General features: G+C 71.1%; 13 protein-coding genes and 1 tRNA gene. 5 read left to right on the top strand and 9 right to left on the bottom strand.

Features of this window, described 5'->3' with window-relative positions; genetic code table 11:
* Positions 1-175: 175 nt before the first annotated feature.
* The 7 genes from rho to OG357_RS12245 form a co-directional block, all read right to left on the bottom strand.
* On the bottom strand, positions 176-2,227 hold the full coding sequence (gene rho / locus OG357_RS12215; RefSeq protein ID WP_443066668.1) for a transcription termination factor Rho: 2,052 nt from the start codon (positions 2,225-2,227) through the stop codon (positions 176-178).
* Positions 2,228-2,655: 428 nt separating this feature from the next.
* Positions 2,656-3,573: a homoserine kinase gene (gene thrB / locus OG357_RS12220; RefSeq protein WP_150502986.1), complete on the bottom strand. Its 918-nt coding sequence runs from the start codon at positions 3,571-3,573 to the stop codon at positions 2,656-2,658.
* A 358-nt stretch (positions 3,574-3,931) separates the two neighbouring features.
* Positions 3,932-5,002, bottom strand: coding sequence for a threonine synthase (thrC, locus tag OG357_RS12225; protein ID WP_329621168.1), 1,071 nt, complete (start codon positions 5,000-5,002; stop codon positions 3,932-3,934).
* A gap of 7 nt (positions 5,003-5,009) precedes the next feature.
* Positions 5,010-6,302 (bottom strand): homoserine dehydrogenase, encoded by a 1,293-nt coding sequence (locus OG357_RS12230; protein WP_317599141.1) that lies wholly within the window; start codon positions 6,300-6,302, stop codon positions 5,010-5,012.
* A gap of 147 nt (positions 6,303-6,449) precedes the next feature.
* A complete protein-coding gene (lysA, locus tag OG357_RS12235) occupies positions 6,450-7,841 on the bottom strand; it encodes a diaminopimelate decarboxylase (RefSeq protein WP_329621169.1) in 1,392 nt (463 codons plus the stop codon).
* A gap of 18 nt (positions 7,842-7,859) precedes the next feature.
* Entirely contained in the window at positions 7,860-8,822 is a 963-nt protein-coding gene (gene nrtL, locus OG357_RS12240; protein ID WP_329621170.1) for an ArgS-related anticodon-binding protein NrtL, read from the bottom strand.
* An 81-nt stretch (positions 8,823-8,903) separates the two neighbouring features.
* Positions 8,904-9,434 (bottom strand): response regulator, encoded by a 531-nt coding sequence (locus tag OG357_RS12245; protein WP_329621171.1) that lies wholly within the window; start codon positions 9,432-9,434, stop codon positions 8,904-8,906.
* Between the two features lie 160 nt (positions 9,435-9,594).
* Between OG357_RS12245 and OG357_RS12250 the strand changes: the two genes are divergently transcribed.
* Together OG357_RS12250 and OG357_RS12255 are read left to right on the top strand one after the other, a co-directional pair.
* Positions 9,595-9,666, top strand: a tRNA-Arg gene (locus tag OG357_RS12250).
* 229 nt (positions 9,667-9,895) lie between these two features.
* Complete coding sequence (locus OG357_RS12255) at positions 9,896-11,398, top strand: restriction endonuclease (RefSeq protein ID WP_329621172.1); 1,503 nt, start codon at positions 9,896-9,898, stop codon at positions 11,396-11,398.
* 303 nt (positions 11,399-11,701) lie between these two features.
* Here the strand turns inward: OG357_RS12255 and OG357_RS12260 are convergent, their stop codons facing one another.
* Positions 11,702-13,201, bottom strand: a complete 1,500-nt coding sequence (locus OG357_RS12260; protein WP_329625570.1) for a M4 family metallopeptidase — start codon at positions 13,199-13,201, stop codon at positions 11,702-11,704.
* A 311-nt stretch (positions 13,202-13,512) separates the two neighbouring features.
* Positions 13,513-14,460, bottom strand: a complete 948-nt coding sequence (gene ku / locus OG357_RS12265; RefSeq protein ID WP_329621173.1) for a non-homologous end joining protein Ku — start codon at positions 14,458-14,460, stop codon at positions 13,513-13,515.
* A gap of 53 nt (positions 14,461-14,513) precedes the next feature.
* On the opposite strand from ku, the gene ligD reads away from it, so the two are divergent.
* From ligD to OG357_RS12280, 3 genes are all read left to right on the top strand, one after another.
* A complete protein-coding gene (ligD, locus tag OG357_RS12270) occupies positions 14,514-15,410 on the top strand; it encodes a non-homologous end-joining DNA ligase (RefSeq protein WP_329621174.1) in 897 nt (298 codons plus the stop codon).
* The gene (locus OG357_RS12275) at positions 15,407-16,336 is read left to right on the top strand and encodes an ATP-dependent DNA ligase (protein ID WP_329621175.1); all 930 of its coding nucleotides are present in this window, start codon (positions 15,407-15,409) and stop codon (positions 16,334-16,336) included. The genes ligD and OG357_RS12275 overlap by 4 nt, the downstream gene beginning before the upstream one ends.
* 176 nt (positions 16,337-16,512) lie before the next feature.
* Complete coding sequence (locus OG357_RS12280) at positions 16,513-18,729, top strand: PBS lyase (protein WP_329621176.1); 2,217 nt, start codon at positions 16,513-16,515, stop codon at positions 18,727-18,729.
* The last annotated feature ends 14 nt before the right edge of the window (positions 18,730-18,743 follow it).

Below are 18,743 nucleotides of genomic sequence, written 5' to 3' on the forward strand. Positions count from 1 at the left end.
GTGACGGCGAAGCGCCCAAAAGGGTTGCATACGGACCTGTGAGGTTTCGGTGGGCAACGCACTGCGCCCACCGTGCGGGGCACGGTGGGCGCAGTGGTTTACGCAGGTCACGACTGGGTTACGAGGCCGGGGTCTCACCCTTGTCGCGCGACCGACATGTGACGTAGGTCACATGTCAGTCGTCGTTCTTGCCGCCAGGCGTCGTCTTCTGGATCTGGAGCAGGAACTCGCCGTTCGACTTCGTCTGCTTCATCTTGTCGAGGAGCAGCTCGATCGCCTGCTGCTGGTCGAGCGCGTGCAGCACACGGCGCAGCTTCCAGGTGACGGCGAGCTCGTCGGCGCCGAGCAGGATCTCTTCCTTACGGGTACCGGACGCGTCGACGTCCACCGCGGGGAAGATGCGCTTGTCGGCGAGCTTCCGGTCGAGCTTGAGCTCCATGTTGCCGGTGCCCTTGAACTCCTCGAAGATCACCTCGTCCATGCGCGAACCGGTGTCGACGAGCGCGGTGGCGAGGATGGTCAGCGAGCCGCCGTCCTCGATGTTGCGCGCGGCACCGAAGAAGCGCTTCGGCGGGTAGAGCGCGGTCGAGTCGACACCACCGGACAGGATGCGGCCGGAGGCCGGCGCCGCGAGGTTGTACGCGCGGCCCAGGCGGGTGATCGAGTCGAGCAGGACGACGACGTCGTGACCCAGCTCCACGAGACGCTTGGCGCGCTCGATGGCCAGCTCGGCGACGGTCGTGTGGTCCTCGGCCGGACGGTCGAAGGTCGAGGAGATGACCTCGCCCTTGACCGACCGCTGCATGTCGGTGACCTCTTCCGGACGCTCGTCGACCAGGACGACCATCAGGTGGCACTCGGGGTTGTTGTGCGTGATCGCGTTGGCGATGGCCTGCATGATCATGGTCTTGCCGGTCTTCGGCGGGGCCACGATCAGACCGCGCTGGCCCTTGCCGATCGGCGACACGAGGTCGATGATCCGCGTGGTCAGCACGCCCGGGTCGGTCTCCAGACGGAGCCGGTCCTGCGGGTAGAGCGGGGTCAGCTTGTTGAACTCCGGGCGGCCGCGGCCGGAGTCGGCCGCCATGCCGTTCGCGGAGTCCAGGCGGACCAGCGCGTTGAACTTCTCGCGGCGCTCGCCGTCCTTCGGCTGACGCACGGCACCGGTGACGTGGTCACCCTTGCGCAGGCCGTTCTTGCGGACCTGGGCGAGGGAGACGTACACGTCGTTCGGGCCGGGCAGGTAGCCGGAGGTCCGGATGAACGCGTAGTTGTCGAGGATGTCGAGGATGCCCGCGACGGGGATCAGGACGTCGTCGTCGGAGACCTGCGGCTCGCCGGCCTGGAAGTCGTCACGGCCACGACGGCCACGACGGTCGCGGTAGCGACCGCGACGGCCACGACGGCTACCGTCCTCGTCGAAGTCGTCCTGGGGGCCGGACTGCTGGCCACCCTGCTGACCCTGACCCTGCTGGCCCTGGCCCTGCTGGCCCTGGCCGCCCTGACGCTGGCGCTGGCCGCCCTGGCCACCGCCCTGCTGCTCGTCACCCTTGCCGCGGTCGCGCTGACGGTCACGGCGGTCGCGGCGCTCGCCACGCTCCCCGCGCTCGCCGCGGTCACGACGGCCCCGGCCCTCGGCGCCGTCGACGGCGGCCTCGGCCTTGGCGTCGGCCTGCGTGTCGGTCTTGACCTCGGTACGGGTCTCGGCGCGGGCCTCGGTCTTGACGACCTGGGCCTCGGCCTTGGCCTCGCCCTCCGGCGAACCGGCGGGGGCGGTGGCGCGACGACGACGGCGCTCACCGGCCGGCTGGTCGTCACTGGCAGGCTGACCCGGGATGTCGATCTGCTGCTGGGCGACGGCCTTCTCGGCCTTCTCCGCCTGGGGCGCGGCGGCCTCGGCCGCGGTCTCGCCCGTACGGGTCTTGGCGGTGGCGCGGCGCTTCGGCTTGGTCTCAGCGGCCTCGGCGGTCTTGGCGGGGGCGGCGGAACCGCCACCGGCCTGCGCCTCCTTGATGACCTCGATCAGCTGGCTCTTGCGCATGCGCGCGGTGCCCCTGATGCCGAGGCCGGACGCGACCTGCTGCAGCTCGGCCAGGACCATGCCGTCGAGGCCGGTGCCGGAGCGGCGGCGCCGTGCGGTGCCGCCGGTGGCAGCACCTGCGGCGGGCGCGGCGGTGTCGACACTGTTGTCGGCAGTCACGCCCATCAGATCGGTGGTGTCGCTCACGAAGGGTCCTTCCCTGGAGCGGACGTCGGCCATCTGGCTCGGCGACCGGTTGTGCTGTCCGGCAGGGTCCTGGCTTGTGGACCGTGTCCGGGGCGGTGGTCCCGCCGGGTACGGCGGAGAGAGAAACGTGCTGTGGGTCCGGCCCGAGCGCCCCCTGCTCGGCCCTCACTGCGAAAGAGCGAGGGGTGTCGTGCCGGTTCCGGAGCGTGCTCGAAACTGCTCAGGCAGGCTGCTCAGGCAGTTGGGGAGGCTCCCGGAAGAATCGGTGGTCCCTGATGGGGACACTCAGCACCGCGCCACAAAGGCGCCGGGTGCTGACTTGAGGTTAACACTACCGGCTCCGACAAACATTCCCCCTCTCCCTCACCGGCAATCTCGTGTCCGGAGCACTGCGGGGGGCGCTGCCCGGCGCCCCCCGCCGCCGCGCCCTAGGGCGCCAGCGGCAGCACGCTCGCTCCGGACGCGTCGAGGTCGAGCCGGTTCGCGGCCCAGCCCTCGCCCGCCAGTCGGGCGACCTTGTCGGCCGTCCCGTGTTCGGCCAGCGCGAGCACCGTGGGGCCCGCGCCGGAGATGACCGCGGGGACGCCGTCCGCGCGCAGTCGGTTCACAAGGGCGATGCTCTCCGGCATCGCGGGGGCCCGGTACTCCTGGTGCAGCCGGTCCTCGGTGGCCGCGAGCAGCAGCTCGGGGCGACGGGTCAGGGCCTCGACGAGGAGCGCGGCCCGCCCGGCGTTGGCCGCGGCGTCCACATGCGGGACGGTGCGCGGCAGAAGTCCGCGGGCGGTCTCGGTCAGTACGGGCTTTCCGGGAACGAAAACCACCGGAACGATGGAATCCGAGGGATCCATCCTGATCGCCCGCGCGGCTCCGGACTCGGTCCAGGCGAGCGTGAATCCGCCGAGCAGACAGGCGGCGACGTTGTCGGGGTGGCCCTCGATCTCGGTGGCCAGTTCGAGCAGGGCCGCCTCGTCGAGCTTCGCGTCCCCGCCTATGGTCACGGCGCGGGCGGCGACGATGCCGGCGCAGATGGCGGCGGAGGAGGAGCCGAGGCCGCGGCCGTGCGGGATGCGGTTGGCGCAGACGACCTCGAGGCCGCGCGGCTGCCCGCCGAGCAGGTCGAAGGCCGTGCGCAGGGACCGTACGAGCAGGTGGCTCTCGTCGCGCGGGAGGGTCTCCGCACCCTCGCCGGCGATGTCGACGTGCAGCCCCGAGTCGGCGACACGGACGACGACGTCGTCGTAGAGGCCCAGCGACAGGCCGAAGGCGTCGAAGCCCGGGCCGAGATTGGCGCTGGTGGCGGGGACGCGCACCCGTACGGCGGCGGCGCGGAACGCTGGACCGGCCATCGCTCGATGACTCTCCTTGATTGCGACAACGGTGTTTCGGACAGCAGGTGTTGCAGACAAAAGACGGTGCGGACCGAAGGTGGTGCGGACTGCGGGTGTTTCGGACAGCGGGTATTCACGACAGGTACACGGGGACCCGGGGTCCGTTTCGGCCTGGGGGGCGACAACGGCAACAACACCGCGCATATGCGTCGGGGCGGGTTCGGTACAGCCTATCGAAGGAAGGTTCTGTCGCGACATAGGGCGCACAGGAGGCGCACGATGCGTGTCGCGAGCCAACCTGTGCGCCTATGTACGTTCCTGATCGGGTTTCGATCAGTGCTTCACCCCGCGCGAGGGGCGGGGTGAAGCGGTGGGATCAGGCCAGACCGAGACGCTCGGCGGCGGCCGCGGCGTCGACCGGGACGGTCACCGGCTGCGGCGCGCCGGCCACGGCCCAGTCGGGGTCCTTCAGGCCATTACCCGTGACGGTGCAGACGATCGTCTGGCCCGGGTCGACCTTGCCCTGCTCGGCGGCCTTCAGCAGACCGGCGACCGAGGCGGCCGAGGCGGGCTCGACGAAGACGCCTTCCTGGGCGGCCAACAGACGGTAGGCGCGCAGGATCTCACGGTCCGTCACCTCGTCGATGAAGCCGCCGGACTCGTCGCGCGCGGCGATCGCGTAGTCCCAGGAGGCCGGGTTGCCGATGCGGATCGCGGTGGCGATCGTCGACGGGTCCTTGACGATCTCGCCGCGCACGAGCGGCGCGGAGCCGGAGGCCTGGAAGCCCCACATACGCGGCCGGCGCGTGGACATGGCGTCGGCGGCGTACTCGGAGTACCCCTTCCAGTACGCCGTGATGTTGCCGGCGTTGCCCACGGGAAGGACGTGGATGTCGGGCGCGTCGCCCAGCATGTCCACGATCTCGAACGCGGCGGTCTTCTGGCCCTCGATGCGGACCGGGTTGACCGAATTGACCAGCGCCACCGGGTAGTTCTCGGAGAGGCTGCGGGCCAGCGTCAGGCAGTCGTCGAAGTTGCCGTCGACCTGGAGGATCTTCGCTCCGTGGATGAGCGCCTGGCCCATCTTGCCGAGCGCGATCTTGCCCTGGGGCACGAGGACGGCCGACACCATGCCGGCCCGTACCGCGTAGGCCGCGGCCGAGGCGGAGGTGTTGCCGGTGGACGCGCAGATGACGGCCTGCGCGCCCTCCTCCTTGGCCTTGGAGATGGCCATGGTCATGCCCCGGTCCTTGAAGGAGCCGGTGGGGTTGGCGCCCTCGACCTTGAGGTGCACCTCGCAGCCCGTGCGCTCGGAGAGGACCTGAGCGGGGACGAGCGGCGTACCACCCTCACGAAGCGTGACGACCGGCGTCGTGTCCGTGACCGGAAGGCGGTCCCGGTACTCCTCGATGATGCCGCGCCACTGGTGGGTGCCCTTGCTGGTCATGGGTCCTTTACTCCCCTTCAACACGCATGATGCTGGCGACACCGCGGACGGTGTCGAGCTTCCGCAGCGCGTCGACGGTCCCGGAGAGGGCTGCGTCGTGCGCGCGGTGGGTGACGACGACGAGAGAGGCCTCGCCGTCCTTTCCCTGCTGGCGGACCGTGTCGATCGACACGCCGTGCTCGGCGAAGACCGTCGCGACCTGGGCGAGGACGCCCGGCTTGTCGGCCACGTCGAGGCTGATGTGGTACCGCGTCACCACGTCGCCCATGGGGCTCACGGGCAGCTGGGTGTACGCGGACTCGCCGGGGCCGGTGGCCTCGTTGAGCTTGTTGCGGCACACGGCGACGAGGTCGCCGAGGACAGCCGAGGCCGTCGGGGCGCCGCCGGCGCCGGGGCCGTAGAACATGAGCTGCCCGGCGGCGTCGGCCTCGACGAAGACCGCGTTGTACGCCTCGCGGACGGAGGCCAGCGGGTGGCTCAGCGGGATCATCGCCGGGTGCACGCGCGCGGTGACGGACTCGCCGTCGGCGGCCCGCTCGCAGATCGCGAGCAGCTTGACCGTGCAGCCCATCTGCTTCGCCGAGGCGAAGTCGGCGGCGGTGACCTCGGTCATGCCCTCGCGGTAGACGTCGTCGAGACGCACGCGCGTGTGGAAGGCGATCCCGGCGAGGATGGCGGCCTTGGCGGCGGCGTCGAAGCCCTCGACGTCGGCGGTCGGGTCGGCCTCGGCGTACCCAAGGGCGGTGGCCTCGTCGAGCGCCTCGCTGTACCCGGCGCCCGACGTGTCCATCTTGTCGAGGATGAAGTTCGTCGTGCCGTTGACGATGCCCATCACGCGGTTGATCTTGTCGCCGGCGAGGGACTCGCGGAGCGGCCGGATCAGCGGGATGGCGCCGGCGACGGCGGCTTCGTAGTACAGGTCCTGCCCGTGCTGCTGGGCGGCGGCGTAGAGCGTCGCGCCGTCCTGTGCGAGGAGCGCCTTGTTCGCGGAGACCACGGAGGCGCCGTGCTCGAAGGCGGTGGTGATGAGGGTGCGGGCCGGCTCGATCCCGCCGATGACCTCGACGACGACGTCGATGTCGCCCCGTTTGACGAGGGCGGTCGCGTCGGTGGTGATCAGCTCGGCCGGGACGCCCCCGCGGACCTTGTCCGGGCGGCGGACGGCCACGCCGGCGAGCTCGACCGGGGCGCCGATGCGCGCGGCGAGGTCGTCGGCGTGCGTCGTCATGATGCGCGCCACCTCTGAGCCGACCACTCCACAGCCCAGCAGCGCCACCTTCAGCGGACGCGTACGCATCATCCGACCTCTTTCTCGTACTTCTGCTTCGTATCTCTACGTTCGTATTTCTACGGTGGAACCAGTCTCACTCACCGGACGGGGGTTTCCGCCCCCTGTCCGGATTATGAGACATCTATTTCATCACTCGGCTATTACTCGACTATTTCATCACCCGACGTCGAGGCGCAGGAGATCTTCCTCCGTCTCGCGCCGGACGATCACACGGGCCTCGCCGTCGCGGACGGCGACGACGGGCGGCCGGAGCGCGTGGTTGTAGTTGCTGGCCATGGAGCGGCAGTACGCGCCGGTGGCGGGCACGGCGATGAGGTCGCCGGGCGCCAGGTCGGCCGGCAGGAACGCGTCCCGTACGACGATGTCACCGCTCTCGCAGTGCTTGCCGACGACCCGGGAGAGCATCGGCTCGGCGTCGCTGGTCCGCGAGACGAGGCTGACGCTGTACTCGGCGTCGTACAGGGCGGTGCGGATGTTGTCCGACATGCCGCCGTCGACGCTCACGTACGTGCGCAGCCCTTCGAGGGGCTTGATGGTGCCGACCCGGTAGAGGGTGAAGGCGGTCGGCCCGACGATGGCGCGCCCGGGCTCGACGGAGATGCGGGGCGTGGCGAGCCCGGCGGCCTCGCACTCCCGCGTGACGATCTCGCCGAGCGCCTTGGCGATCTCGTGCGGCTCGCGCGGGTCGTCGTCGGAGGTGTACGCGATGCCGAGGCCGCCGCCGAGGTCGATCTCGGGCAGCTCGACGCCATGCTCGTCGCGCACCTCGGCGAGCAGCTGGACGACACGCCGTGCGGACACTTCGAAGCCGGCCATGTCGAAGATCTGCGACCCGATGTGCGAGTGAATGCCGATGAGCTCGAGCCCGTCGAGCTTCAGCGCGCGGCGCACGGCCTCGGCGGCCTGCCCGCCGGCGAGCGCGATGCCGAACTTCTGGTCCTCGTGCGCGGTGGCGATGAACTCGTGCGTGTGGGCCTCGACGCCGACGGTGACCCGGATCTGCACCCGCTGCCGCTTGTCGAGCGACTGGGCGATGTGCGCGACCCGCACGATCTCCTGGAAGGAGTCGAGCACGATGCGCCCGACACCGGCCTCGACGGCCGTGCGGATCTCGTCCTCGCTCTTGTTGTTGCCGTGGAAGGCGATGCGCTCGGCGGGCATACCGGCCGACAGCGCGGTGGTCAGCTCGCCCCCCGAACACACATCAAGATTCAACCCCTCCTCCTTCAGCCATCGCACGATGGCCCGGGAGAGGAACGCCTTGCCGGCGTAGAACACGTCGGCGTCCGTGCCGAAGGCGTCGGCCCAGGCGCGGCAGCGGGCGCGGAAGTCGGTCTCGTCGAGGAAGTAGGCGGGCGTGCCGAACTCCTCGGCGAGCGCGTCGACCCCGATCCCGCCGATGGTGACGACCCCCCGCTCGTCCCTGCTGACGGTCCTGGCCCAGACCTTCGGGTCGAGGACGTTGAGGTCGGCGGGCGGCGCGGAGTAGTGGCCCTCGGTGAGGACGTCTGCGTGGCGGGGCCCTGCGGGGTGGGCGGAACGGCTCATGTCTGTTCTTCTGCTCTTTCAGATCCGGTCGGGTGCGCTGATGCCGAGCACGGAGAGGCCACCGGCGAGCACCGTCCCGGCGGCTTCGGCGAGCGCCAGCCGGGAGCGATGGGCGGCCGAGGGTTTCTCGTCGCCGAGCGGCAGAACGGTGTGCTGGAACGCGAGCAGCGCGTCGGCGATGGCTTCCAGGTGCCGGGCGACCCGGTCGGGGGCGCGGTGGCGGGCGGCGGCGAGGAGGACGACGGGATGGTCGCCGAGGACGCCGAGAAGTTCGGGTGCGTGGAGAGGTACCTCGTACGCAGGTGTGACACCGAGCTGCTCCCCGTTGACGAGGAGCCGCCGCACCCGGGAGTACGCGTACCGCACCCGGAAGAGGGAGTTGCGCTCGTGCTGGGCGAGGAGGGGCGCGCCGTCGAGGGGCCGGTCGTGCGAAGCGGCGCGCAGGAGGGCCCAGCGGGCGGCGTCGCGCCCGAGCGTCTCCTCTTCGTACGCCCCGGGCACCACGTACACGCGCTCACTGCCACCGACCCCGGCATCGGCCCCCTGGGAACGCAGCAGCCGCACCACGACCTCGGTCACGAGAACGGCCCGCGACTCTGTCACCTCGGCGAAGCGGACGGTGGTGCCGGCGAGGGCGTCGCCGTACCCGTACGCGGCTCCGCCGGAGAGGATCGTGCGAACGAGCTCACTCCCGGCATCGCCGCGGAGGCTGAAGTTCAGGAACCCGGGCCCGGTGATCTCGACACCGCGGAGCCCGGGTGCGTCACGGAGGCGTTCCTCGATGATGACGGCAACTTCACGCGCACTGCGCCCGGCGGACCTGGCAAGGGTGAGCGCGACGTTACTGGCGTACTCCCCGGCGCCGCCGGGCCGTGCCCGCTCGACCTTGACCCGCGGGGGCACCTCGACCCGCAGCGCACCATCGTCGACCGCACGGCGCACGGCGTGCAGCACGGTGAGGGAGAGGTCCGCGGGGGTCACGGCACAAGCGTAGGGGAGGAGGGGGGTCCGAACGCGAACCGGTTTCGCCATGCGGGCACCCGGGTCCCGCGCACGCACTCCTCAGTGAGCGCCGGGCGCGCTCCCGAGGCGCCGGGATTGATCCCGGGTGTCCTGCCGAGCGGAGTCCTGCCGGGTGTTCTGCCGCGCGTCCTGCCGCCCCTCATCTGCGGGCGGCTCCTCTCCCCCGTCCGGCCCGGTGGCCTCCCGGCGCTCCCTGCGCTCGTGGTGCATCAACTGACGCACGACACGGACGAGCTCGGAGGGCTCGAAGGGCTTGGCGAGAAAGGCGTCGACGCCGGAACCGACCCCGCCGGCCTCGTGCTCACCGCAGGCACTGATGATCGCCACCGGCAGATGTCTGGTCCGCGGATCGGCACGCAGCCGCTCGGCCGTCTTGATCCCGTCCAAGCGGGGCATGACGACGTCCAGGGTGACGACATCAGGACAGACCTGATGTACGACATCCAGACACTCGGCACCATCGGCCGCGGTCACGACCTCGAACCCCTCGAGTTCGAGATTGACCCTGATCAACTGCCGGATCACCTTGTTGTCATCGACAACGAGCACCCGACCGGACACGCCTGACACACGAATGAGAGTAGGACGCCCCGAGGGGCTGCGTCCGGGTTTTGCCCACTTCCGACCCGTGCGAGGGACCCAGCCCCTGGTGACGCCCCGGAAATACCTGTTCACAGGCACGCCCGACGAGCTGGTAGGGTTCTACCCGTCGCCGCCGAACGCGGCGGACGCCCCCGTAGCTCAGGGGATAGAGCAACGGCCTCCGGAGCCGTGTGCGCAGGTTCGAATCCTGCCGGGGGCACTTCGCAAGAAGTGCCACATAGACCCCGTTCACAGCGGAAACGCTGAGGACGGGGTTTTTGCTTATGGGCTCGAGGAGATCCAGCAGCTCCGATGCCACCGATCCGGTGCGAGATACTGCCGACGACTCCGACAGGCGATCATGCAGTGAGCCGGGGGTAACAGTGGCGGGCCGGAACGATCCTTTCGCACGGGAGTTAGCGCGGCAGGCCAGGGAGCGAGAGCGGGCTGTGAAGGCCGCCGCGGCCGAGGCCAAGCGGATGGCTCGCGAGGAGAAGCTCGCCTACGAAGCAGCCCGTGCGCAGGAGGCCGTTGATCGGACCAGCGTTGCCGAGAACGATGCCGAGCGACTCTCCCAACTGTTGCGGGCGGCTGTGCTGGACGGTCAGCCACTGACGTTCTACCGGCTGGAACAGAAGTTCGTTCCTTCCCCGTTCGTGCCGCCGAAGGGGCGCGCCAAGGCAGCGCCCCTTCCGGTCTGGTCGGAGTACGAGCCGGCGGCACCGGGTGGCCTGCTCGGCGCTCTCGGATTCGGACGCCGCGGCTATGAGGCGGAAGTCGAAGTCGCCCGCAAGCGTTTCGACAGGGCACTGCGAGATCATGCGCGCGAAGAGATGAAGCGCGTCGAGAAGCTGGAGAAGGCTCGCACTCGGCACGAGGAACTCAACCAGGAGGAGGCCGGGCGAGTCGCGGCTTGGAACAGCGACGTCGACGAGCGGCGCAGCGCCTATCGGGACCGGGAGGTGGAGGCGGTCGAGTGGTTCGCCGACCAGGTCCTGGCCGCCTCCGTGTACCCGCACGGCTTCCCTCGTGCCCATCAGGTCTCGTACCAGGCGGACACGGGTGATCTGCTCGTCCAGATCGACCTGCCGCTGGAGGACGTGGTACCTGCGGCCCGTGCGTACCGGTACGTGAAGACGCGTGACGAGATCACCACCGTGCCGCGTCCGGAGAAAGAGCGCAGGGAACTGTACGCAACGGTCCTGGCTCAAACGGCCCTTCGCACGGTGCACGAACTCTTCGCCGCCGACACCGAGGAGGTGGTCCGGTCCATCGCCCTGAACGGGCATGTGGCCACCATCGACCGCGCCACCGGACGGAACGTCCGGCCATGCTTGATCACGCTTCAGACCAGTCGGGACGAGTTCGGTGAGCTGGTGCTGACCCAGGTGGATCCGAGGGCCTGCCTCAAACGACTCCGGTCACTGATCTCGCCCAATCCGTATGAGCTGGAGCCGGTACGGCCTCTCGTCACGTTCGACCTGTCCAAATTCCGCCTCATGGACAGCCTGGATGTCGTAGCGGGCCTGGACAGCCGCCCCGTCCTCATGGACCTGACTCCCACAGAGTTCGAGCACCTCATTCGCCAACTGTTCGAGGCCATCGGGTTGGACAGCGTCAACACCCAGCCGTCGAAAGACGAAGGCGTCGACGCGATCGCGATGAACACCGACCCGGTGATGAAGGGGTTGTGCATCATCCAGGCGAAACGCACCAAGAACGTCGTCCCGTTCGAGACCGTCTCCGCCCTGGCCGGCGTCGTGGAGCACAAGCGGGCCGCCAAGGGCATTCTGGTCACGACCTCCTGGTTCGGCCGGGCCAGCGAGGCATTCGCGAACGAACACGGGCGCCTCGAACTGCTGGACGGCGCCAATCTGGTGCACCTGTTCAAGGAGCACATGGACCTGGATGTCATCCCCGGGCCCGTGCCCCCGAAGCGGAAACCCCGGTAGGCATCGTCGCCGCGTCTGTTCGTATGCACGGTGGAGAGCCCCTCGGCGAGCAGGGAGCCGAGACTCGCGGTCTCGATCGGCGGCAGAGGGCCGTGGCCGCTGATGAACGTGCGCAGATCCGGGCCGGGCACGTACTCGACGGCGAGCCAGGGGTGATCGGCGTGCGCGTCGGCCGCGACGAAGGCGGCGACGAAGGACCCGTAGCCCCGCGGGCCAGGTCGGCGCCACTCCAAAGGGCTGACGAGGGCCGACAGGGGCCGCCCGGCGGTTTCGTCGGGCGGCCCCTGGGGGTGCAGCCGAGGGCTACTTCACGTTGATCGCGGTCCAGGCGTTGGCGACCGCCGTGTACTCCGGGCTGCCTGCGCCGTAGAGATCCGTGGCTGCCGAGAGGGTGGCCGTGCGGGCGCCGGCGTAGTTCGTCGAGGAGGTCATGTAGGTGGAGAGGGCCTTGTACCAGATCTTGTAGGCCTTCTGGCGGCCGATGCCCGCGAGGGTGGAGCCGTCGTAGGTCGCGGAGGAGTGGACCACTCCGTTGATCGTCTTCGTGCCGCTGCCTTCGGCGAGCAGGTAGAAGAAGTGGTTCGCCGGGCCCGAGGAGTAGTGGACGTCGAGGCGGGCGACCTTGGTGGACCAGTAGTCGGCGGAGTTGCCGTCCTTGCTGGGCGTGTCCATGTAGCGGAGCGGGGTGCCGTTGCCGCGGATGTCGATCTTCTCGCCGACGAGGTAGTCGCCGGCGTCGGTGGCGTTGGCCGCGTAGAACTCGACCGAGGTGCCCAGGATGTCGGAGGTGGCCTCGTTGAGGCCGCCCGACTCCTTGCTGTAGCGGAGGTTCGCGGTGGCGGCGGTCAGGCCGTGGGTCATCTCGTGGCCCGCGACGTCGAGGGAGGTGAGGGGCTTGAGGTTGCCCGCGCCGTCGCCGTACGTCATGCAGAAGCAGGAGTCCGACCAGAAGGCGTTGACGTACGCGTTGCCGTAGTGGACGCGCGAGTAGGCAGCGACGCCGTCGCCGCGGATGCCGTTGCGGCCCAGTTCGTTCTTGTAGAAGTCCCAGGTGACGGCCGCGCCGTAGTGGGCGTCCGCGGCGGCGGTCTCCCGGTTCGTCGCCAGGCCGTTGCCCCAGGTGTCCGAGGTGTTGGTGAAGAGGGAGCCGGTGCCGTTGGTGCCGCCGTTGAGGTCGTACGTCTTGTGGCCGCCGCGCGTCGCGTCCGTGAGGGTGTACGAGGGCGCCGTGCCGAGCGTGACCTGGCCGCTGTACTGGGTGTTGCCGGTGCCCGTCTCGATCGCCTCGTAGGAGTAGAGCTCCTTGCCCGTGGCGGCGTCGGTGATCACGTGGCGCTCGCTCGGGGTGCCGTCCGCCTGGGTGCCCGTGACGGTCGTCTCCCAGGCGAGCGTCGGCTTTCCGGTGGCTGCCCAGATCACCTTGCGGGCCGTGCTCCTCGCCGTCGCCGCCGGGGCCTTGGCCTCGGTCGTCGGCACCGATATTCGGGCGCCGGTGGCCTTCGTCGTCGCGCGCGAGCCGTTCTTCATCTGGTGGACGACCAGGTCGCCGCCCAGGACCGGCAGGCCTTCGTACGTGCGCTCGTAGCGCGTGTGGACCGTGCCGTCGGCATCCTTGACGACGTCCCGGACGAGCAGCTTCTCGCGGTCGGCGAGGCCGATCGCCTTGGCGGTGGCGGCGGCTCCCGCCTGCGCCTCCTGGACGGCCGCGGCGCGCTGCGGTCCGGTGAGGACGAGTGCGGTGGCGCCCGCCTCGCGCTGGGCGTCGGCGCTGGCGGATCCGGTCTGGACTCCTACGACGAGCATGGCCGCCGAGGCGATGAGGGCGGTCGAGACGACGGTACGGCGGTGCGAGGACTGCTGGCGGGTCACGCGGGCTCCTTCGCTGAAGCACGTGGGGGTCGTGGGGGGGGGTGGCGCGGCTGTGAGCGTGCCAGCGAAGGCGATTTCCTGACAGGTCTGCGACAAGAATTTGACCATCTGTTGTCCGAACGCCGGTCACGCCCGTCCGGATTGCGGGGAGTTGACGACCTGCCCCGGACACGGACACAGCTCAGAGGCCCCCGGCGCTGTGTCCGGGGGCCTCTGGGGGGGTGCGGGAGTGCGGTGCGGGTGGTTCAGGCCGGGCGTTTGCGTGAGGTCTTCTTCGCCGGGGATTTCGTTGGCGTCTTCGCCGTCGTCTTCTTCGCGGTCGTCTTCTTCGCCGTCTTCTTCGCCGCCGCCGTCGTCGTCTTCTTCGCCGCTCTCGCCCGTGGCTTGAGTTCCGTGACCTCCGCGTCCTCGCCGCGGGCCTCCTTTGCCGCTCGTACGCTGTTCTCCAGGGCCGCCATCAGGTCGATGACCTGGCCGCCGCCCTCCTCGCCCGGTGTCGGGGGTGCCACCGCCTCGCCGCCTTCCGCCTTGGCCGCGATCATCTCCTCCACCGCCGTGCGGTAGTCGTCGTGGAGGGTGTCGAGGTCGACCTCGCCGAGGGTGGCCATCAGGGCGTCCGCCAGGTCCAGTTCGGCGTCGCGTACCGTCACCGGGGTCTCCGGGGCCACGCCCTCCGGTGCTCTGATCTCGTCCGGCCAGAGCAGGCCGTGCATCGCGATCACGTCGTCCACGACCCGGAGCATGCCGAGCCGCTCCCGCCCCCGTAGGGCGAACTTCGCCACCGCCACCTTGTCGCTGCGCTTCAGGGCTTCGCGGAGCAGGGTGTAGGGCTTCGCGGCGGGTACGCCGTTCGCCGAGAGGTAGTACGCCGCCTCCATCTGGAGCGGGTCGATCTCCCCGGCCGCCACGAAGGCCACGATCTCGATCGTCTTCGCCGTCGGGAGCGGCAGCGCGGCCAGGTCCTCGTCGGTGATCGGGATCATGGTCCCGTCGGCCTCCTCGTACGCCTTGCCGATCTCCGCCGCGGCGACCTCCTGGCCGTCGAGTTCGCACACCTTCTTGTAGCGGACCCGGCCGCCGTCCTCGGTGTGGATCTGGCGGAACGAGACGGACCGGCTCTCGGTGGCGTTCACCAGCTTGATCGGGATGCTGACCAGCCCGAAGGAAATGGCGCCGTTCCAGATGGATCGCACGGTTTTCTTCACTTTCGCCGAGAGATGTCCGGTAGACGTGGGATTCTCATCGTATGACGCCCATCACAGAGGTGGAGGGGCGGCGCCTGGCGCTCAGCAACCTGGACAAGGTGCTCCACCCGCTCACCGGCACGACCAAGGGCGAGGTGCTGCACTACTACGCCACCGTCGGGGCCGCGATCCTGCCGCATCTGCGCGATCGGCCCGTCTCCTTCCTGCGCTATCCGGACGGTCCCGACGGGCAGCTCTTCTTCACCAAGAATCCGCCGCCCGGCACACCCTCATGGGTGAGCACCACCTCCGTTCCCCGCTCCGACGACCCGCGGGCGCGGCAGGTCGTCATCCAGGACCTGGCCTCCCTGATGTGGGCCGCGAACCTCGTCGTCGAGTTCCACACGCCCCAGTGGCGGACCTCCTCCCCCGCCGTCGCCGACCGGCTCGTGTTCGACCTCGACCCCGGGCCGCCCGCGACGGTCGTCGACTGCTGCCGGGTCGCGCTCCACCTGCGCGAGCGGCTCGCCGCCGACGGTCTGGAGGCCTTCGCCAAGACCTCCGGGGCCAAAGGGCTCCACCTCCTCGTTCCCGTCGTGCCGACTCCCTCCGAGCACGTCTCGGCGTACGCGCGACGGCTCGCCGTCGAGGCGGAGGCCGAGCTGCCTCGGCTCGTCGTGCACCGGATGGCGCGGGCCCTGCGCCCCGGCAAGGTCTTCGTCGACCACAGCCAGAACGCCGCCGCCAAGACCACCGCCACCCCCTACACCCTGCGGGCCCGCGCCCTGCCCGCCGTCTCGGCGCCCGTCACCTGGGAGGAGGTCGCGGACTGCGCCGCGCCCGCGGCGGACCCGGAAAAACTCGTTCTCCTGATGGATGACATCGCGCCACGTCTGGAGCGGTACGGGGAGCTCCTGGCGCCCCTTTTCGCGCCCGGGCGCGCCGGGATCGTGCCGTGAACGCGGGGCGTGCGAGCCGTGCGGAGGGTGGGGGCGACGGGGGCGTGGCGCTGCCGCCGCCCGTCGACGTCATGCGGCCCCGGTCCGCCGACGACATCCCCGCCCAGGCGGAGCCGCCCCGGGAGCTCCAGTACTCCCTCAAGCTGGACGGGTTCCGCGCCCTCGCCTTCGTCCTCGGCGACGGGAGGGTGGTCCTCCAGTCCCGCTCGCGTCGCGACCTCGCACCCGAGTTCCCCGAGATCGCCGCCCACCTGCGCGAACAGCTCCCGCCCGGGATCGTGCTCGACGGCGAACTGTGCGCCTACCGGGACGGGCGGATCAGCTTCACCGACCTGCTCCGCTCGCACGGCGACCGGGTACGGACCGGGGTGCCCGTCTCGTACATCGCCTTCGACCTCCTCGCCGTGCCGGGGCGGGACGTGCGCGGACTGCCCCTCCGCGACCGGTGGGAGCTGCTCGGGGCGGCCCTGCGGGAGACGGAGCCGCCCCTCCAGCGCGTCCTCGCCACGCTGGACGAGGAGATCGCCCGGGGCTGGTTCCGCGACCTGCGGGACTCCGGCGTCGAGGGGATCGTGGCGAAGTCGCTCGGCTCCGTCTACCGGGCCGGCAGCACCTGGGACTGGCGCAAGATCCGGCACGCCGAGACGAGCGACGGCCTGCTGCTGGGCGTGATCGGCCCGCCCGAGCGGCCCCGTGACCTGCTCGTACGGCTCCCCGACGGCCGTACCGTGACGACCTCGCCCCGGCTGACCCCCGCGCAGTCCCGCCAGGTCGGCGCGCTGGTCGCCGACCGCGTCGGCGCCCTCGCCGAGGACCCGGAGCACGGGCCGGTGCGGTGGGTGGAGCCACCCCTTCCCGTGGAGCTGCGCCGGCTCGCGGGGCGGCACGAGAACGAGGCGTTCGTCCGCGTCCGATCGGAGGGGTGAGAGGCGGGCGAGAGGCGGATACCCAGAGCAACCACCCTGCTCCGCCCCGTACATGGCGCAAAGAGACCGCAACCAGGGCCTCGCGCGCGGCCGGTGGCGTCGGCACGGCGTTGTTGCCCTTCCTGTGGTGCACACTTGCTCACTGGTACAGCGCTCACGGGGAAGGCGGCCTGGCAATGCTGACGGGGATCGAGGAGGTCGACTGGGCCTCGCTGGGGCACGCCTACGGCCCCGCGGACGACGTGCCGGCACTGCTCCGCGGACTCGCCTCCGCCGATTCCGCGGAGCGTGAGACCGCCCTCGACGGCATGTACGGCGCGGTGCACCACCAGGGCGACGTCTACGACTCGACCCTCGCCTGCATCCCCTTCCTCATCGAGCTCGTCGCCGACCCCGCCGTCCAGGACCGGGGCGGCATCGTCGAGTTGCTCACCAGCATCGGCGGGATCGAGCTCGACGACGACGAGGAACTGGACGAATTCGACCCGGACGACGAGGAGTTCATACCGGCGGCCAACTACGCGATGGCCGCCGCCGCCATCGCCGCCGGGGCCGACGTGTTCCTCGGGCTCGTCGGGGACCCCGACCCCGAGGTACGGCTCGCCGCGCCCTGCGCGCTCGCCTCGCTGCACCCCGAGCCCGCGCGCGTCCTGACCCTGCTGCGGGAGAGCCTCACCGTCGAACGGGACACCGAGGTACGGCTCGCCCTGGTGGCCGCGGTCGGGCGGATCGCCCTGCGGCACGCGTCGCTGCGCGCCGAGACCGTCGAGTGGCTCGACTGGCTCGCCCGCGCCGCGCAGGACCCCGGGCTCCGGCTGGCTTCCCTCGCCCAGCTGGCCCGCTGCGCGCCGGGCGAGATCCCCGACGACATCGTGGGGTGGGTGACGGAGCTCCTGGAGGAGATCAGGACGGGCGCGCTCAGGGCCGGGGGCGGGGGCGGGGGCGGAGGCGGGGGCTTTTCCAGTGCCGGGGGCGGCGCCGGGGCCGGGGCAGAGGGCGGTGTCGGGGCCGAGGGGGGCGCCCGGGCCGACGGCGTCTGGCTCGGCGAAGGCGGGTGGCCCGGTGCGCCGACGCTCGCCGGGCAGGTCCGGGAGCTCCTGGAGGAGCACGCGGCCGGTCGGCCCGCGCCCTGGACCGAGGAGCTGCTCCGGACCCTGCACGCCGCGCTCGACGACCGCGTCGACGACCGGATCGCGCTGATCCTCGCCCAGCTGCGCAGCCCCGACCGGTGGCAGCGGTCGGACGCGATCTGGCTGTGCGGCGGGTTGATACGCGTGTGGCGCGGGCGGTACGAGGAGATCGTCCGGCTCGTCGGCGCGCAGCTCCACGATCCGGAGCCGCGGCTCCGGGAGGCCGCCACCTCGTTCCTGGAGCGGCTCTTCGAGCTGGGCGGGCCCGCCGCGGACGCGCTCGCGGTCCGGCTGACGGACGACCCGGACCTGCCCGGTGCCTCGCGGGACGGCTCCTGCGGGCTCGTCGGGCGGTCCGGTCGGGACGGGGCGCTCCTCGCGCTGGCGCGTGCCGGGGACACCCGCGCGGTCCCGCTGCTCGCCCGCGTCCTGGAGGAGCCCGACGTGCGGCGCGAGCTGCTGTACGCCATGGACGGCCTCGGGCCGGCCGCGGCGGGCCTCGCCCCGCTGCTGCGGCGCCGGCTCGCCGAGGTCGAGCTCGACGAGGGGCTGTTCGACCGGGCGGCGCCCTTGCTCTACGCCCTCGCGGCGGTACGGGGCGGACAGGCGGTCCCCGAGGTCCTGCGGGTGCTGCGCGGTGCGCCGGAACACCGGCGCGACTGGGTGCGGGAGGCGGCCCTGCGGACCCTGGCGGCCTTCGGCCCCGCGGCCCGGGAGGCCGTACCGGACCTGCGCGGGCTGCTGGACGCCGACTCGGCCGCGGTCTCCACGATGGCGGCGCGGGCGCTGTGGGCCGCCGAGGGTGACCGGGGGGACGTGCTGCCGGCCCTGGAGCGGTGGCTGCGGCCCGGCTCCTCGGCCCCGGACTGGTGTTGCGCGGCCCTGGCCCTCGCGGCGATCGGCCCGGCGGCGGCCGGTTCGGCGGCCTCGCTCCGGCCGGGTCTCGCCTCGCGGGACCTGTGGGTACGGGTCCGCAGCGCGACGGCCCTGTGGCGGGTCTCCGGCCGCGCCGACCAGGCGCTTCCCGTGCTGCTCGCGGTCTGGGAGGAGAACCGGCACGCGCGCGTGGACATCGCGGAGTGTCTGGCGGAGATGGGCCCGGCGGCGTCGGACGCCCAGCTGACGATCCTCACCGAGCTCACCCGAAGACGCCGTCACAACGCCCGCGAGGGCGGCTCCGGCAGCCATGACATCCATCAGGACGAGAAGCTTCTGACCTTGTGCAGGGCGGCCCTGGCGCGGATGGAGCGGGGCGCTTTCTGAGCCCCGCGCACGGC

Source organism: Streptomyces sp. NBC_01255 (assembly GCF_036226445.1).
Classification (GTDB): Bacteria; Actinomycetota; Actinomycetes; order Streptomycetales; family Streptomycetaceae; genus Streptomyces.

Excerpts from the sequence above, each read along its gene's own strand:
- lysA (WP_329621169.1), bottom strand. The coding sequence starts at position 7,841 with ATGAGCCGTTCCGCCCACCCCGCAGGGCCCCGCCACGCAGACGTCCTC.
- OG357_RS12260 (WP_329625570.1), bottom strand. The coding sequence starts at position 13,201 with ATGCTCGTCGTAGGAGTCCAGACCGGATCCGCCAGCGCCGACGCCCAG.
- ligD (WP_329621174.1), top strand. The coding sequence starts at position 14,514 with ATGACGCCCATCACAGAGGTGGAGGGGCGGCGCCTGGCGCTCAGCAAC.
- thrB (WP_150502986.1), bottom strand. The coding sequence starts at position 3,573 with ATGGCCGGTCCAGCGTTCCGCGCCGCCGCCGTACGGGTGCGCGTCCCC.
- thrC (WP_329621168.1), bottom strand. The coding sequence starts at position 5,002 with ATGACCAGCAAGGGCACCCACCAGTGGCGCGGCATCATCGAGGAGTAC.
- OG357_RS12230 (WP_317599141.1), bottom strand. The coding sequence starts at position 6,302 with ATGATGCGTACGCGTCCGCTGAAGGTGGCGCTGCTGGGCTGTGGAGTG.
- OG357_RS12280 (WP_329621176.1), top strand. The coding sequence starts at position 16,513 with ATGCTGACGGGGATCGAGGAGGTCGACTGGGCCTCGCTGGGGCACGCC.